At 59.7% G+C, this 16,270-nt stretch carries 11 protein-coding genes; 5 read left to right on the top strand and 6 right to left on the bottom strand.

What is annotated here, in order from left to right; translation table 11 throughout:
- Positions 1–34 precede the first annotated feature (34 nt).
- Positions 35–892 (top strand): sugar phosphate isomerase/epimerase family protein, encoded by an 858-nt coding sequence (locus ABC336_RS22140; RefSeq protein ID WP_413240702.1) that lies wholly within the window; start codon positions 35–37, stop codon positions 890–892.
- Positions 885–1,898 (top strand): Gfo/Idh/MocA family protein, encoded by a 1,014-nt coding sequence (locus tag ABC336_RS22135; protein ID WP_413240701.1) that lies wholly within the window; start codon positions 885–887, stop codon positions 1,896–1,898. The genes ABC336_RS22140 and ABC336_RS22135 overlap by 8 nt, the downstream gene beginning before the upstream one ends.
- Positions 1,899–1,902: 4 nt before the next feature.
- On the opposite strand, the gene ABC336_RS22130 is transcribed toward ABC336_RS22135, so the two are convergent.
- The gene (locus tag ABC336_RS22130) at positions 1,903–2,295 is read right to left on the bottom strand and encodes a hypothetical protein (protein WP_413240700.1); all 393 of its coding nucleotides are present in this window, start codon (positions 2,293–2,295) and stop codon (positions 1,903–1,905) included.
- Between the two features lie 44 nt (positions 2,296–2,339).
- Between ABC336_RS22130 and ABC336_RS22125 the strand changes: the two genes are divergently transcribed.
- Both ABC336_RS22125 and ABC336_RS22120 read left to right on the top strand, forming a co-directional pair.
- On the top strand, positions 2,340–3,446 hold the full coding sequence (locus ABC336_RS22125) for a GntR family transcriptional regulator (protein WP_413240699.1): 1,107 nt from the start codon (positions 2,340–2,342) through the stop codon (positions 3,444–3,446).
- A gap of 32 nt (positions 3,447–3,478) precedes the next feature.
- Entirely contained in the window at positions 3,479–5,674 is a 2,196-nt protein-coding gene (locus ABC336_RS22120) for a GH92 family glycosyl hydrolase (protein ID WP_413240698.1), read from the top strand.
- Positions 5,675–6,242: 568 nt separating this feature from the next.
- Here ABC336_RS22120 and ABC336_RS22115 read toward each other — a convergent pair.
- Positions 6,243–7,793 (bottom strand): diguanylate cyclase domain-containing protein, encoded by a 1,551-nt coding sequence (locus tag ABC336_RS22115; protein WP_413240697.1) that lies wholly within the window; start codon positions 7,791–7,793, stop codon positions 6,243–6,245.
- A 219-nt stretch (positions 7,794–8,012) separates the two neighbouring features.
- On the opposite strand from ABC336_RS22115, the gene ABC336_RS22110 reads away from it, so the two are divergent.
- Positions 8,013–9,884, top strand: a complete 1,872-nt coding sequence (locus tag ABC336_RS22110; RefSeq protein WP_413240696.1) for a patatin-like phospholipase family protein — start codon at positions 8,013–8,015, stop codon at positions 9,882–9,884.
- A 5-nt stretch (positions 9,885–9,889) separates the two neighbouring features.
- Here ABC336_RS22110 and ABC336_RS22105 read toward each other — a convergent pair whose 3' ends face one another.
- Genes ABC336_RS22105 through ABC336_RS22090 form a run of 4 tightly spaced genes read right to left on the bottom strand, consistent with a single transcriptional unit; the run spans position 9,890 to position 16,244 of the window.
- Positions 9,890–10,930 (bottom strand): glycoside hydrolase family 18 protein, encoded by a 1,041-nt coding sequence (locus ABC336_RS22105; RefSeq protein ID WP_413240695.1) that lies wholly within the window; start codon positions 10,928–10,930, stop codon positions 9,890–9,892.
- The gene (locus tag ABC336_RS22100) at positions 10,927–13,728 is read right to left on the bottom strand and encodes a transglutaminase-like domain-containing protein (protein WP_413240694.1); all 2,802 of its coding nucleotides are present in this window, start codon (positions 13,726–13,728) and stop codon (positions 10,927–10,929) included. The genes ABC336_RS22105 and ABC336_RS22100 overlap by 4 nt, the downstream gene beginning before the upstream one ends.
- Positions 13,725–14,828, bottom strand: coding sequence for a carbohydrate-binding family 9-like protein (locus tag ABC336_RS22095; RefSeq protein WP_413242575.1), 1,104 nt, complete (start codon positions 14,826–14,828; stop codon positions 13,725–13,727). Before ABC336_RS22095 ends, ABC336_RS22100 begins: the two co-directional genes overlap by 4 nt.
- A 30-nt stretch (positions 14,829–14,858) precedes the next feature.
- Complete coding sequence (locus ABC336_RS22090; RefSeq protein WP_413240693.1) at positions 14,859–16,244, bottom strand: alpha-L-fucosidase; 1,386 nt, start codon at positions 16,242–16,244, stop codon at positions 14,859–14,861.
- Positions 16,245–16,270: the final 26 nt, after the last annotated feature.

Genomic DNA, 16,270 nt, shown 5'->3' with positions numbered 1-16,270 from the left:
TCTGCCGCCGCAGCGGCAAAGGAGGCCCACCAGCATGAAAAAAGGCATCAATATCTGGTCATTCGGAGATGGCGCGACGATCGAATCCGCGATCGCGACAGCCAAAAAGGCCGGCTTTGACGGCATCGAGCTCTCACTGAATGAAACGGGCGAGCTCAGCCTGCAATCCACGGATAAGGAGCTTGCGGAGATCAAGGCCCGCCTGGAGGACGCGGAGCTCGAGCTTGCCGGTCTGGCTACAGGACTGTACTGGGAGTACGCCATGACAAGCGAGGATGCGGCCAAACGAAGCAAAGCCGTCGATGTATGCAAGAAGCAGCTGGAGACGGCAGCGGCACTGGGGGTCGATGCCATCCTGGTCATCCCGGGCGCTGTAGGCGTCGACTTCATCCCGGACAGTGAAGTCGTCTCTTATGACGTAGCCTATGACCGGGCGCTGGAAGCGATCGGCTCGCTGGTGCCTTATGCAGCGCAGGCCGGCGTCGCCATCGCCATCGAGAATGTGTGGAACAAGTTCCTGCTGTCGCCGCTGGAGCTGCGCGGGTTCATCGACAGTCACGATTCGGCTTATGTCGGCTCTTATTTCGATGTCGGCAACACCGTACACAACGGCTATCCCGAGCAGTGGATCCGGATCCTGGGCAACCGGATCAAGAAGGTGCACTTCAAGGATTACCGCCGTCAGGCAGGCGGACTGCACGGCTTCGTCGACCTGCTCGCAGGGGATGTGGATTATCCCGCCGTCATGGACGCGCTGCAAAGCATCGGTTATGACAATTATGTAACGGCAGAGATGATCCCGCCGTACACCCATCATGGCGAGCAGATCATCTACAACACTTCTGCAGCTATGGACGCGATTCTCGGCAAAGGGAGGAAGACCCATGCTTAAAGTAGGCTTAATCGGATTCGGCTTCATGGGCCGGATGCACTTCGATAACTATACGCGTCTGATCCAGGAAGGCGAGCCGATCGAACTGGTGGCGATCTGCGACAAGCTGATCGATGAATTGAAGGAAGGCAAAGCGTCCGGTAATATCAACACCGGCCAGGAGGTCTACGATCTTAGCAGCTACCGGCTATACGACGATATCGAGACGATGCTCGCCTCCGAGGAGCTGGATGTCGTCGATATCACATTGCCTACTTATCTGCATGCCGATCTGACCTGCTCGCTGCTGGGGCGCGGCTATCATGTGCTGTGCGAGAAGCCGGTAGCCGGCAATGCCGCCGACGGCCATCGTATGGTAGAGGCAGCCGAGCGGACCGGCAGGACACTGATGATCGGCCAATGCCTGCGCTTCTGGCCGGCCTATGAGCTGCTCAAGTCGTATGTCGCGGACAAGACTTTTGGCGAAGCGACAGCCGGTTACTTCTTCCGCGGATCCGGCGCGCCCAAGGGCTGGTTCCTTGATGGCAGCAAGAGCGGCGGCTGCATGCTCGACATGCATATCCACGATGCGGATATGATCCATTGGCTGTTCGGCAAGCCGGACAAGGTATCCTCGGTTGCACGCAACGTTATTCCCGGCAGCGGCTATGATACGGTCTCCACCAACTACATCTATCCGGACGGCAAAGCGATCAATGCGCAGGCCGACTGGACGCTGGAAGGCGACTTTGGCTTCGCCATGTCGTACCGGGTCAACTTCGAGGGCGGCAATCTGGTATTCGAGCAAGGGATCGTCAAGGTGCACCCGAACGATGCGCCCGGCTATATCGCCGAGCTGTCGCCGGATATGGGCTACTACCGGCAGATCAAATATTTCTTGTCCTCCGTGATCGCCGGCACGCCAGTCACCGTCTGCACGCCGGAGAGCGCAGTCGGCTCCCTGGAGATCATCGAAGCCGAGATGCGCTCGGCGGATCAGGGCGGCGAGTCGGTGGCGCTGCAATAACTCCCTATTTCCCATCGGGGGTTGTAAAGCGGGTCACATTAACCACAATCACACACCATAACCATCGCCCTCCGCGCCAACGGAGGGTTTTTGGTACGTACAAAAACGAGAAGCTCATGAAAAACACTACTCGCCGCCCCTCTCTCAAGCCGGATGATAAGGGCAAAAGTGCATCTAATTCGCCCAGAGCAACCGACATTCCTATGCGCAAGAGCAAAAGTGCATTTAACACCTTCTCAATTCCCATATTATTTCCAATTAATGATGCAGCAGTTGCACTTTTACACTTATGCTCCCTTACCTTGCTAATATTTCTGGTATCAAGTGTATTTTTGTCCTTGTTGAAGAGGCCGCTGGATGCGGGATACTTATTTTCACCTCCTATCTTTTTTGACATACCAACTCTAAATATGATATATCTTTTGGTATGAGGTGTATTCGATGACACAGATTCCGATGTACCAACAAATTGTCCAAGCTATCCGGAAGCAAATCGCCTCCGGCGAGCTGGAAAGCGGGGCGCAAGTCCCCACGGAGGCGGAGCTCTCCAAAGATTATGGCGTAAGCCGGATCACGTCGAAACGGGCGCTGACTGAGCTGGAGCATGAGGGGCTAATCACTCGGGTGAGGGGCAAGGGCAGCTTCGTGCGGGAGCGGGAGCTCCGCCTTCCGGCGGGCGGCACCGCCGTCAAAAACAGCAGCGAGGTGCTGCTCCTCCTCCCCTTCAGCCACAATCCCGGGCTGGGCAATTATGAGCAAGGCATGCATGACTATCTCGACGCTGCCGGCCACACGCTCCATATCCAGGCGAACTCGGTCGCCAATCAGCGCAGGCTGCTGGAGCACGCCCTGCTCGGCTCGCACCAGGGCTTGATCTTCTACCCGGTGCACAGCCATACCGACCTTGACCTGTTGTACCAGTATGCGTTGCGGCAATTCCCTGTCGTGCTGATGGACAAGCGACTAGAGGGCATTCCGTTCCCCTCCGTGGTCTCCGACAACCTCGGTGGCGGATACGAGGCCGCGACGTATCTGATCCGGCACAACCACCGCCGCATTGCCTTCCTGTCATGGAGCGCAGCCGCCGTCTCTTATACGATCCGGGAGCGGTACTGGGGCTATCTCAAGGCGATGCACGAGCATCACCTGCCCGCCCCGGGCGCAGTGGAATTATCCACGGCTGATCCGGGCCAGCCTGCAGACATAACACAGGCGCACTATAGCCGCGCGATTGGCGTGCTGAGGGAGCAAGGCGTGACAGCTATCGTGGCTAATAACGATCTCACCGCCATCGAGTGTATTCGCGCCGCTCAGGGGTTGGGATTATCCGTCCCTGACGATCTGTCGGTCATCGGCTTCGACGATATCCAGATGGCCGAGTACATCGTGCCCGGACTGACGACGATCGCCCAGGACTTTGCACGAATCGGTTATCTGGCAGCAGAGACGCTTATCCGCCAGATCCGCAACCCTTATCAAGTCCAGTCCTCAGCCGTCGTTCCCGTTACACTCGTCGAGCGAGGTTCGGTCAAGACGCTTCAAAGCTAGACCTACTTCTTATTCACAAAGGAGAATTCGTTATGCTTCACTATGTAGATACTAGGCAAGGCTCCAACAACAACCACTCGTACTCCAATGGCAATACGCTGCCGTATACGGCAGTTCCGTTCGGTATGAATCATTTTTCCGTGCAGACCGCCAATGACGGCAGCTGGTTCTTCAACCCGAACGACCGGGTGTTCCAGGGTTACCGGCTCACCCATCAGCCCAGTCCGTGGATGGGGGATTTTGCCCACTTCCTGATGACGCCGATCGCGGATACGAAGCTTCGCGGCACCGTGTATACGTGCCAGAGCTCTTACCGCCCGGAAGAAGCGACGTTCAAGCCGCATCATGTGAAAGTGAAGCAGCAACGCTACAACATCGTCTCCGAGCTGGTGCCGACCTGCCGCGGCGCTGCTCTGCAGATCCGCTACAATTCTGCCCAGCAGGCAGGCCTCGTCATCAACAGCAAGCAGCGCAGCAAGCTGACTCTCGATGTGGAGAACCGCACCCTGAGCGGCTTCTTCAATAATTTCTCCGGCTGCCGCGACGAGGGCTTCGGTATCTACGCCGTGCTGACCTTCGACCAGGAGATCGACGCAGCCGCCACCGGCATCTACGATGCCAAAGGCAACTTCTCGGCGGCGACCGAAGTGGAGGGTGATGACCAGCACTTCGTCGTGCGGTTCCGGAACTGCGAGCGCGGCACACTCCAAGTGAAGCTGGCCACCTCCTACATCGGCTTTGAACAGGCGCGACTCAACTTCAGCCGCGAGCTGACAGCATCCTTCGATGAACTGAAGCAGCAGGCAGCCGAACGATGGAATCACTACCTCAGCAAGATCAAAGTAACCCACCGCGACGAAGAGCCGCTGCGTACCTTTTACACCTGTCTGTACCGCATGTTCCTGTTTCCGCAGAAGTTCTACGAACTCGACGCAAATGGCGAGCCGCTCCATTACGACACGACGGCCAAGGCTGTCAAGCCGGGCATCCTCTATACCAACAATGGCTTCTGGGATACGTACAAAACCGTCTATCCGCTCTACTCGCTCATCGCCCCCGAGGAGTATGAGGAGATGCTGGAGGGCTTCCTGAACTCCTATCGAGAGACCGGCTTCCTGCCGAAGTGGCTCTCACCTGATGAGCGCGGCCTCATGCCGGGCACGCTGATCGACGCGGTCATCGCCGACGCAGCCGTCAAAGGCATCGGCAAGCACCTGATGCCGGAGCTGCTCGAAGCCATGCTGACAGGTGCGACCACCCAGAGTCAGGAGAGGGGCTACGGCCGCCAGGGCACGACAGATTATTTGAAATACGGTTATGTGCCGCTGGATCATCACGAGAGTGTAAACCACACGCTGGACTATGCTTACAGCGACTTCTGCATCAGCCGGGTAGCGGAGGTGCTTGGCCAAGCCGAGACCGCCGAGAAGTACAGTCAGAGCGCCTTGAACTACCGGCATATCTTCGACCCCGAGACCGGCTTCATGCGGGCCAAGGACAAGAACGGCGAGTTCCGGCCGGACTTCGACGATACTGCCTGGGGTCTGGACTATGCCGAAGGCAGCGCCTGGCAGAATGGGTTTGCCGTGTACCACGACTTCCAGGGCCTGATCGATGCCTACGGCTCCAGCGACCGGTTCTTCGAGAAGCTGACGGAGCTGTGCAACAAGGCGCCCGACTTCGATGTCCGGGGCTACGGCTACGAGATCCATGAGATGAGCGAGATGGCGGCTGTCGACTTCGGCCAGGTGGCGATCTCCAATCAACCGAGCTTCCACATCCCGTATCTGTTCAACTATGTAGGACAGCCCGCGTCCTCGCAGGTCGTCATCAAGCAGATCCTGATGCATCTGTTCAACAGCGGCTTCGACGGCTTCCCCGGCGACGAGGACAACGGCAGTATGTCGGGCTGGTATGTGTTCAGTTCCATGGGCTTCTACCCGGTCTGCCCGGGTACGGATCAATATGTGCTGGGCATCCCGCTGTTCGACAGCGTCACCGTCGAGCTCGCTAGCGGCAAGCAGCTGCACATCGCCACGGACAACAACAACCCGCAGTCCAACTTTGTCAGCCATGTTGCGCTGGGTGGCGAAGCCTATACCAAGCTGTACGTGACGCATGAGGACCTCATGAGCGGGCAGACCCTCGACTTCCGTCTCGGCCTGGCGCCGACGCACCGGGAGTACAGCACGGACGAGCTGCCATTTTCATTGACGGTGCGGAAGTAATAGTTGTTAAGCGTCACCGCAAGGGCAAGCTCTCATCTCGATAGGGATGAGCCGCTTGTCCTTTTGGGCTGATCCTTGAGCTTCCAACGGCCCACGGCCATTGTGCACTTGGATCAGCTTTACGGCTCTGGGGATGAAGTGAAGGAAAGTTAAAAGGCTAGCCTTCGCGCGGTTCGGTGGCTTGCCTTTTTGTGAGGGTTAAGAGTAATGCTGCATTTGAAGGGCGGCCTAGTATCAGCACCTAATATAAAGCCGAATTGACAGCAACAACGTGTGCGGACTTCAAAGGCAGGCTTGTCAGGACCAAGGAAGGGCCGGGAGGTGCTTGCGGCGGGAATGTTAGTACCATTGTGGGGCTTGGAGCGGCCGGGCAACGAGCTGTAAGCACCGTTTTGGTGCTTGAATCGGCCAATCGGCCCGGACGACGGCGCTCTAAGCACCATTTTGGAGCTTAGAACGGCCTAACCGCGCTGGCGGCGGCTCTGTAAGCACCAACAGCTGTGGGGTAAGAAAGTACGCAAACTAAAAAGGATATCCGGGAGCCGGGTATCCTTTTTGGCATCTGCTACTATCCTAACACACGTACATCCTCCCGTTTGCGGGATTGCTTGAGCTTATACATCGTCTTATCCGCATGCTTGATCAGTTCGTCCGGCGATGCGCCATCCTGCGGGTACTGGCTGACGCCCACACTCATCTTGATCCCCAGTCTCTTCCCTTCGTATACAAAAACGCCCTCGGCGGCCGCCTCCTCCAGACGGTCGACCGCTTCGTCCAACGAAGCAAATCCGCCGCGAGCAGGAATATACAGCACGAATTCGTCGCCGCCCAGCCGGGCCGCACTTCCCGCAGCTCCAGCGAATTCGAGCAGGATGGCCGACACATGTCGCAGCGCCTGATCCCCTGCTTCATGGCCGTAACGGTCATTAATCAGCTTGAAATCGTCCAGATCGATGACCATGACAATAAGCTCTTGTCCGCTATGCCGCGCTGCCGAGATAGCCTGCGTCAACTGCTCGTAGAAATGTCTGCGGTTCGGCAGCTCGGTCAGCGGATCATGATAAGCCATGAAGGCGATCTGGCGTGAATACTCGTTGCGCGCGCCATCGTCCCGAATCAGCAGGATGGCATGGGGCTCGTCGTTGACTGTCACATAATCTCCACTGACTAAGGCTTCAATCCTGTCCTCGTCATTGCGCAGGATCACCTCGAACTCGCCAAGCTCGCTGCGCTGCCGCAGCTTCTCCAGCAACAGCCCTCCGCCAAGGGCATCAAGCGATGCCGCGTCCAGCTTGATCCGGTCGAACATTTGTCTGGCGCTCGGATTGGCCTCCCTGACCTGCCCCGTCAGGGTGACCAGCAGGATCGGCTGCGGATTGAGCCGGAACAGCTTCTCGTACCTGTGATGGGCATGATTGAGAAATTCATGCTTGCGCATGGCCAGACGCAGCACAAAGCACCAGATTAGCCCGGCATATATATAGGGATACGGAGGAAGGACCTCGCCAAAGCGGAAATAACCGAATATGGCCACCCACGCAAAGGTGAGCAAACTGCCGTACTCCAGCAGCCGCAGAATGCCGTTATGTTCTTTGTAAGCAGCCTGTTTCTTATGCATGCGGGCGATGCGCAGCAAAACGATGGGAATCATAATAAGCAGCAGGCTTGCCGTGAGGGTCCCATGATAGGCCGCGTTGGCCACCGGCCACTTCCAGATGCCGCGCGCTACGAACTCCTGGGCGGAGATCAGCTGCTCGGAGCTGATCAGCGTCGCCGGAATCGCCAGCAGCAGTACATGAAAGAGATACGGAAACCACGGCTTCGGCAGACGCTTGTCCAGACCGATCAATCTGGCCATCAGATGGAAGCCAAGTCCGGGAATCATAATGCCTACATTGGCAAACCACAATGAGGCCAGTGCCGGACTGTACGCGATGGGCAGCATGAAACGCACATACTCCTCCAGAAACAGAAGCAGATAGCACAAGATAGTCAGACTAACCAGGATATGCTCCAGTTTCTTAGGATTGCGCAGGAAAACATCGATGCCCATATAAAAGAAAAACAGCATCGGTATCCAATAACAAACGATGGGGATCCACACTTCAGACGGGCTCAAAGGCTGTTCTCCTCCGCGGTCGGCTCGCATTACGTCGAATATGCTCTTATTTTAGCACGTTCGCGCGATGGAGCCTAGAGACTGTTGATCCACGGTCAGCGTGAGCTCGATGTAGTACTTCTAAGACAGCTATCTGAAGAATCTCGGAACGACAGTGCAATTCAAGATTAGTTAAGCTTATGGTATAGTGTAGTCACATTGTGTGGAAGGAGATGGCAGATGAACGGACAGACTTCGAATGGTTCATTGTTTCGTCAAATGACGTTAGATGACTGGAAACAGATCGCACCAGATTTACATGAAACCGTCTACCCTGCAGGGGAGCTCATCTTGCGTACCGGACAAACCAATGACCAGATGTATATCATTACCTCGGGAAGTGCGCGCGTGTATTTGGATATGTCGACTGAAGTTGAACTGGCTGTTCTATCCGACGGTGATTTCTTCGGAGAAATGTCTTGTCTGGCCGGGCAATCTGTCAGCGCTCATGTCATGGCGGTTGAAGCGACGCGGCTGATCCGCATCTCAAAAGAAGGCATGCTCCGTCTGATGGATACCAACGGTCCATTCAGGAGACATGTGATGGACCTCATGATCCGTCGGATTCAACATTCCAATGAACGACTCGTGAACGAGTACACCAAAAACCAGCTGATGATGAATATGTATACTGCCGATGAGCACTATACGCCGGAGCATCTTGCAGGACAGTCACAGGCGATCATCAATCTTCGTGCAGAGCTCCAGGATTTGGCCAATGAGTCAAGTCATGTGCTGCTCGTCGGAGAACGAGGGACTGGTCGCATGCTGTCCGCCCGCATCCTTCACTATATCTCGAAAAAGAAATTATATCCGTTGCTGCTGCTGCAAGACGAATCACAAGCCGGCCAAAGCTGGAGGAGTCAGCTGCAGGCCGCTGCCGGGGGAACCGTGGTAGTCCAAGATGCCGACAAACGACCGCCGGAGCAACTGAAGCTCATGCTCGAACAAGCTGACTCCGTAAGACTCGTACTGCTAGCCGAAACTCAGCCTCCATTGCCTGCAGGCTCCGTTGTACCCTTGTTCCTTCCGCCACTGCGCGAGCGTACGGACGACATACCGTTGCTGACCCGACATTTCCTGGCACGCTCCAACGCCGGGCCTTCCGCAGAGCCGATTGCCCAGGATGCGATGAACAAACTGACCCTGTTCCCCTATCTGAGCCACAACGTAGAGGAGCTTAACCAGGTATTGACTGATGCGCTTGTACGCAGCGAAGGTCGAACCATCTACAGTCAACACCTACGCTTTGGTCGCAGCCGCAAACCTGGCGAGCGTCCGGTTGTCGGGCTTGCCCTCGGCAGCGGCGCTACCCGCGGTATTGCTCATCTGGGAGTACTGGATGTGTTGGAGCAAGCAGGCGTCCCGATCGACCTGATTGCCGGAACAAGCGTCGGCTCACTGGTGGGCGGAGCTTATGCGGCCGGACTACCAATAGAGTCCTGCAAGTCCATATTGTCCGGTTTAAGCTGGAGGCAGATGGTGCGTCCGACTTTTCCGCTGCGCTCCTTTGTGCACAATACGCCGATGATGGGGTTTATCGAGAAGCATTTCGGCCGTCATCAGATTGAAGAGCTGCCGCTTCCTTTTGCCGCCGTCGCTGCTGATATGTCGACAGGCGAAGCACACATCATGCGCACAGGCTCGCTTGCCAGCGCGATCTGTGCCAGCACTGCTGTGCCGGTCGCCATGCGGCCTGTAACCTACCAGGGCAAACGATTGGGCGATGGCGCGCTCGTCCATCCCGTTCCTGCTGCCCTTGCTCGCAGTATGGGCGCAGACATCGTCATTGCCGTCAACGTCTGCCCGGAGTCGTATATAAGGGGAACTGCCCGCCATCTTATCGATTCACTAATGAACACCATCGATATCATGAGCGCCAAGCTCGTCAATGAAGAGCTGCAGCTCGCCGATGTCATACTACGTCCTCAGCTCGGTTTCAGTCAGGTCAGCTTCAAGGATCAGGAGGGGTATATTACTGCAGGCGAGAAGATTACACAGTCTTCCATCGAGCAGATCCGCAGCAAGATCAATCATCTGTCTGTCCACTGAGAGGCTTAGATCTTTTCATGGAGTCCCTTCCTCAGGGCCTCCAGCAGCGTGCCCGTCCGGTCGCAGCCATACTCCCAGAACATGATGCCGCCGAGCCCTCCCTCCAGCACGTAACGGCATTTATGGCCGATAGACTCTTCATCATCGTAAGAGATGAATGTGCTGCCGTTGAACAGATAGGGCGCCTTGGCTTCCTCATCCCAATATCGGGCATACCCGTCCCGCCCGATATACCGGGCCGCCAGCTCGGTATAGTCCGGACCGTAGCCGCCGCTCGATCCGGCCATCTGATGGCGTCCGTGCTCTACATCCGGTACGTTCTTCCACATACGGGAATAGAAGGCCGCGCCGATGACGAGCTTCTCTCGCGGCACGCCAGCGTTGACAAATAACTGAACCGACGTATCCACAGAGATCCGGAACAGGTCGCCGGTCGCCGGATACAGATTGGTATGGTGGCCGGTCAGCGTCTGGAACCCGCCCCGCATATCATAGGTCATCAGCTGCACATAATCCAGATACCGCTGCGCCTGAGCCATCTCCGTACCGTCGAGATAGTACTGGTCTGCGCCGGCTGCAATCGTCAGCATATAGTGACGGCCGTCCGCTGCCCCTCTCCGATCGAGCGCCTCGCGAATGTCGCGGAGCAGCAGCGTGAAATGCTGCTTGTCGTCCTGGCTGGCGGCGATGCCGGCAACGCCGTAGCAGGGATACTCCCAATCGAGATCGATGCCGTCCAAGCCGTACTCTTCGATCGCTCGAACGGCTGAGCGGGCCATCGACTGCCTGCCCTCGGCCGTAGCGGCCGCCTCGGAGAAGCCGCCGGCGCTCCATCCTCCCACCGAGAGCAGGATGGACAGCGCCGGATGGCGCTGCCGGAAGGTCTCCAGCAGCTCCAGGTTCGGGAGATGCGCGGTCACGATCTCATGGTCACGGACATGTCCGAAGGCGAGGTTGATATGGGTCAGCTTCAGCAGATCCTCACGCGACACTTGGGGGAGATCCTTGGCCCCAATATACCCGATAATCATAGGGTCTGTACTCATGGGCTATCCTCTCCTAACGTCTGGCTTGTGTCATCCCGGGCGCTTCCGCCCTCGGACGTATCTCTGACGGCCCGCAGCACCTGCAGTGCTTCACCGACGCTGCCGGGCTTATAGCCCGACTCCGCGTACCGTACCGCCAGCTGGCCATCCAACACGTACAGCCTCGGAAAACCGAGGTCGCCGGCCGGGCAGCACGCCGTCATGCGACGCAGCGCCGCCCCTCCCCTGTCGAGGAGCAGCTGCGTCTCGCTTGGCAAGCCGGGATAGGCCCCCGGGTCAAAACCGGCGCTCTCCTCGCCCTCCGGTACGGCGAGCAAGAGCGGCAGACCGGCCGTCTCGTATGCCGCCTGGAGCTCGCCGCACTCGCGCAGCAGATGGCGCGAAGGCTCGCGCCGCGGATCGATCCAGGCCAGGACGGCGCCTCGCTCTCCCGCAAATGCCGCCAGCCGGTCGGCGTCATCCGGATCCTCCCAGCGATACAGCACACTGTCCCCATCCGCCGCCGCCAGCACGGGATAGGACCGCACCGGCTCCCGGAGCTGCGGCGCTACTGTCGTCTCTTCGCCGGCAGCTATGCAGAAATAATGATACCGCGCGAGCACGGTGCCTTCCTGAAGACGCACACCGGTTACGAGCCGGTAATCGCCTGGAGCCAGCTCAAGCGGCTTGTCATACAAGTCCTTCTCGCCAAACGGGTACTGCAGCGTATAATAGAAGCCGTCCTCCAGCCTGCCCAGCGACATATTCTCGCGGTACGACAGCGCCGGTCCCGCTGCGCCGTCCTGCGGGCTGTGCACCAGACGCAGTGTCCCGCGCGACAGCCCGCCCTGCTCCGAGGCGGCGCCGGCTGGTCCATCGCCTGCGGCCGGGGTGCCCACAGGCGCGTGCGGGAACAGCCCCTCTTCCCTGCAGCCTGCGTCTGCGTCCTGCCACCGGTCTTGATGCCAGTACTGCGGCCGCTGGCTGCCAGGCTCCAGCCGGGCGGGGATGCCGCAGCTCCGCAGCAGCGCGACGAGCATGATGTCGACAGCTCCCTGATCTCCCGCACCGAGCCGGAACGTGCCGGCAGGCGTCGCCTTGCCTTGCATGTGGGCCCGTTCGCGATGGATCGTCCAGCTCCCGTAGATCTGCTTGGCCAGCTGTGCCGGATCGGCACGGAAGGCCCGAACCTCTGCCACCGTGAAGGCGGCCAGCAGCTCATCCTTGTACGGCGCCAGCATCTCGAAAAGAACGCGCGGACAAAGCACGTAGCGGAGATTGCGCTGCAGACGCTCCTCTTCCTCCTCTTCCTCAGCAACAGGACCGATGCCCGCGACAGCGTCAAGCGGAGTCGCGGATGCTTCATCCAGCCAGCGCAGCCCTCCCAGCAGGAAATCGTCGAGGGTCGGAGCGGCCGTATCGGTCAGATCCTTCGGATTCAGACTCTCCAGCAGCCGCAGCGGCCACAGCCCGTACTCCGGCGTCCGCTCGGCCAGGAACCTGGCGATCTCGCGGCTGTTGCCCCGGGCCTTCTCCAAGACGGACCACACCCGCTCGGTCGGCAGACCCAGATCCGCTGCCAGTTCCAGAGCCTGCGCTTCGCCAAGGAAGGTGGCCTCATAAGCGTTGCGGATGCGTTCCCCCTCAGCTATCCGGCTCCGGTGCCGAGCCAGCTGCTCTTCCCGCAGCGGCTCAGCCGCCGCCGCGCCCCGCTCCGGCGGCGGCACCAGGTCGAGCTCCGCCGTCCCCTCCGGCTGGCGCCGCTGCCGCAGCACAAGCGTCACCTCGTCCTGTCCGGCGCCAACCTTGCGTTCGTCCCAATACCCGTCCCGGGCGGCCCGGACGACGAGCTCGCCATAGCCGGTGGTGAACACGGCCCGGCCAGCTGCGTCTGCCGGAAGCGTGGCAAGCGGGAACAGCTCGGCGTAGTTGTAGAGCTGGAACTGCACCTCGGCGTCTGCAGCAGGCGCTCCTCCGGCATCATGCACCGTCACCCGCAGCGTGCGCACCGGCGCGTAATGCTCCAGCAGATTGAGCTCCGTATGCCAGTCATCCGCTGTCGTGATCGTCTCCGGCCCGTCATAGCCGGAGGGCACCCGCGTGTGCACGAGCATCGCCCGCCGGGCCGGAGCGCTGAACCAGCCTTCGTCGAGGACCGGCTCCGGCTCGCAGGCGCCGATGTAATGCCAGGTGCCGTCCGCCCACGCCTCGACCCAGGCGTGGTTGTCGTCGCAATGCGCCCAGCGGGGCGTGTAGCACTGTCTGGCAGGGATGCCGATGCTGCGCAAGGCGGCGACCGCCAGCGTCGACTCTTCGCCGCAGCGGCCGCGCGCGTTGCGGATCATCCCGAGCGGCGACAGCGTCCGCAGATCGCTGCCGATGTAAGTCGCCTTCTCGTGGCACCAATAGTTGGTCTCCAGGATCGCCTCCGCCATCGACAGCCCGGCCACGCGCCCGCCGAGCTCATCAAAGATGATGCCCTGGTAATCCTCCAAATGCTCGTTGTTGATCCGCAGCGGCAGCACATAATACAGCCACAGACGGTCGGGTACGCGGAGGCCCCACGGCACCCGACTGCGGATGGCAAGCGCCTGCCGCACATGGGTGAGGAACAGGCCTCCCTCATAATCTGCCAGATCGCTTACCGGCATGCCGGCATACAAAAACTTGAGCGCCGCCTCTTCTGCGGGCGTCAGCTGCTGCGAGAGGACGCCGAACAGCGCTTCCTCGCGCTTCTTAGCCAGCTCCCGCCGCTGCCTGACCTTGGCTTCGACATCCGCCAGCATTTCCGGCTCAAGCGACAACTGGACTCCCTTCATACGTCATCGCCTCCTTCCCTCCAGCATCGCCCGTCCTCGCGGATCCAGTAGATCGCCGCACCTTCGGCAGAAGGCGCGGCGATCCGGAACAGACCGGTGCCGGTCTCGATGCGCAGCTCCGGGCCGTTCAGCTCCCGCTCCCCCCGGGCCAACAGCGTCAGGTCGTCCGTGAAGCGACCGTGCCTGGCGTAGTATTCGCGCTGTCTGTAATAGAGCCGGCGCAGCCGCCACTTGACGCGTTCATCCGGCGGCATCGCCCATGCGGCGTCCGGTTGCATGCGCAGCTCCTGACCATTGCCCTGCATAGCTGCCATCTGCCCTGTCGCTAGCGCCTCCCCGTCTTCAAACACGACATAGCCCCACAGCTCGGGATAATGCATATTGACGACCCCTTGGGGAGACCAGACCCAGTTGTCCTCGGGATAAGGCCGGCCTGTAGCAGGGTCTGTCACCTTTCGGTATTCGCCTTCCTGTACCTCTACCCGCCACTGCACGCGCGAGAAATTGACGCGCCACCACTGCCCGGCGACGGGCGGCCGGCCGTGCGCCGCACATTCCTTCAGCGCGTCCCACGGCATAGCGACCTCGACGCTCCAGCTCCGGTTAACCGCAGCCGGATTATTCAACTCGCCGTCGATATGGACAGCCGTGCGCAGTCCCCGGATATCCCAGCCGTTCACCGGCGGTCCTCCGTCCCGGTAAGGCGTCACGAGCAACAGGTCCCACACCGTACCAAGCGCATTGATCTCAAACTCATAGTACTGATGCGTATCCCCGTCGGGGTCGATGAAGATCTCGAAGTCATTGTCCTGGAAGATGACCGAGTCCCGCTCGGTAAGGGTCGCCCAGATCTCATCCTCCTCCAGCTCGGCGCCGATATAGAAATAGTCGTCGTCCCACAGCATCTTGACCCGCGTCCGCTTGACCGGAAGCGGACGTTTGTCCCCTTCGATGTCTACAAAATCCTCAGTCCACGGCGCCTTGGCCCAGAACGGCTTGTCGAGGCGGCCATCCAGCTCGAGCGCCTCCGTCGCCCGCAGGCATGTATACATGCGCGGCGCGTATGCCAAGTCCGGTTCCGGTACCTCACTCCATTTCATCATCCTCGGCCTCCCTTCCTTCTGCGAATATCACCTGATGCGCAACGCCAGCGCGTACGGCGTCTCCCCCGCACGCACCGCTTCCGGCAGCCGCACGACAATCCCGTCTTCGCAGCGGCGCCAGTCGAGAGCCGCCTCACCGCCGACGAGGCCGACGGATGCCGGCTCCGCCGCCAGCGGCAGGAGCAGCTCCTCTTCAAGCGGCTCGCCTTCCCGGTACAGCCGGATCGCATAGCCGATATCCCCATTACGGGTGAAGCGTACAGCTCCCGCTGCATAAGGCTCCCACACCCGCGTCCCATAGATCGCTTCCCCGTACACCTTCAACCATCCGCCAAGTCCCTTCATCCGCTCGATCGCAGCGGCGGGAAGGCGTCCATCCGGCTGAGGGCCGACGTTCAAGGCCAGGTTGCCTCCCTTGGCGACGATCTCCACCAGGAGATGCACCAGCTCACGGACGGATTTGTACTCGTCTTCATACTTGAAGGAGAAGGAGGTACCCATCGTGATGCAGCTCTCCCACGGTACGGCGAGCGGCCTCTCCGGCAGCGTCTGCTCCGGCGTGATCAGATTCTCGTACGGCCCGCCGACCGTACGGTCGGCCGTCAACAGCCACGGCTGCAGACTGCGCGCCTGCCGGACCACCTCACCGAGCCGGATATCCTGTCCCTGGCGTGCATTGACCCAGCCCGCATCCAGCCACAGCATGTCGATACGGCCGTACCGGCTCATCAGCTCCATAATCTGCCGATGGGTGAACTGTACGAATTGCTCCCACAGCCACGGGTAGCGTCCGGGATCGTAAGAGGGCCCCCGCCACATATGGGTGCCGCGTTCCATGCCTGGCGCCCAGTAAGAAGGCGTATGCCAGTCCGCTTTGGAGAAGTAAGCCGCGATCGCCAGCCCCCGCTCGCGGAAGGCGTCGAACAGCTCGCGGCAGATGTCGGCGTAGCGGTGACGATGGAACGGGGTATCCGGTCCCGTGATCCGGTAGTCGGTCGTATGGGTGTCCCACATGCAAAACCCGTCGTGATGCTTGGTCGTAAAGTTCAGGTAGCGAAAGCCGCCTTCGGCAGCCAGCTCTGCCCACAGCGACGGCTGGAAGCGGACCGGGTTAAAGGTCCGGTTCAGACCAAAATACTCGCGCTTCAGCTCCTCGCCGGAGACGCCCCAGTCGATGCCGTCGCGGGCCCAGTCGGCATCGCCGTCGCTGAGCGCCCAGGATTCTACAACGCCAAGCTGGGAATACGGCCCCCAGTGCATCATCAGGCCCAGCTTCTGATCCTTGAACCACTCCAGCCGCTCCCGCAGCAGCGGCTCCTCAGGACGGACCCAGTCCTGTTCACGGGTATAATGATGCACGCCCTCGTGGACGGCTGCCGCTTCTTCGGCCGCTGTCTCCGTCTCTCTTTCCACATCTGTCCCCTCCTAAATGAAGAGCG

This window comes from Paenibacillus jepli, from assembly GCF_047238105.1.
In the GTDB taxonomy this organism is placed as follows: Bacteria; Bacillota; Bacilli; order Paenibacillales; family Paenibacillaceae; genus Paenibacillus_D.
This window is presented reverse-complemented; position numbering and strand designations above follow the sequence as displayed.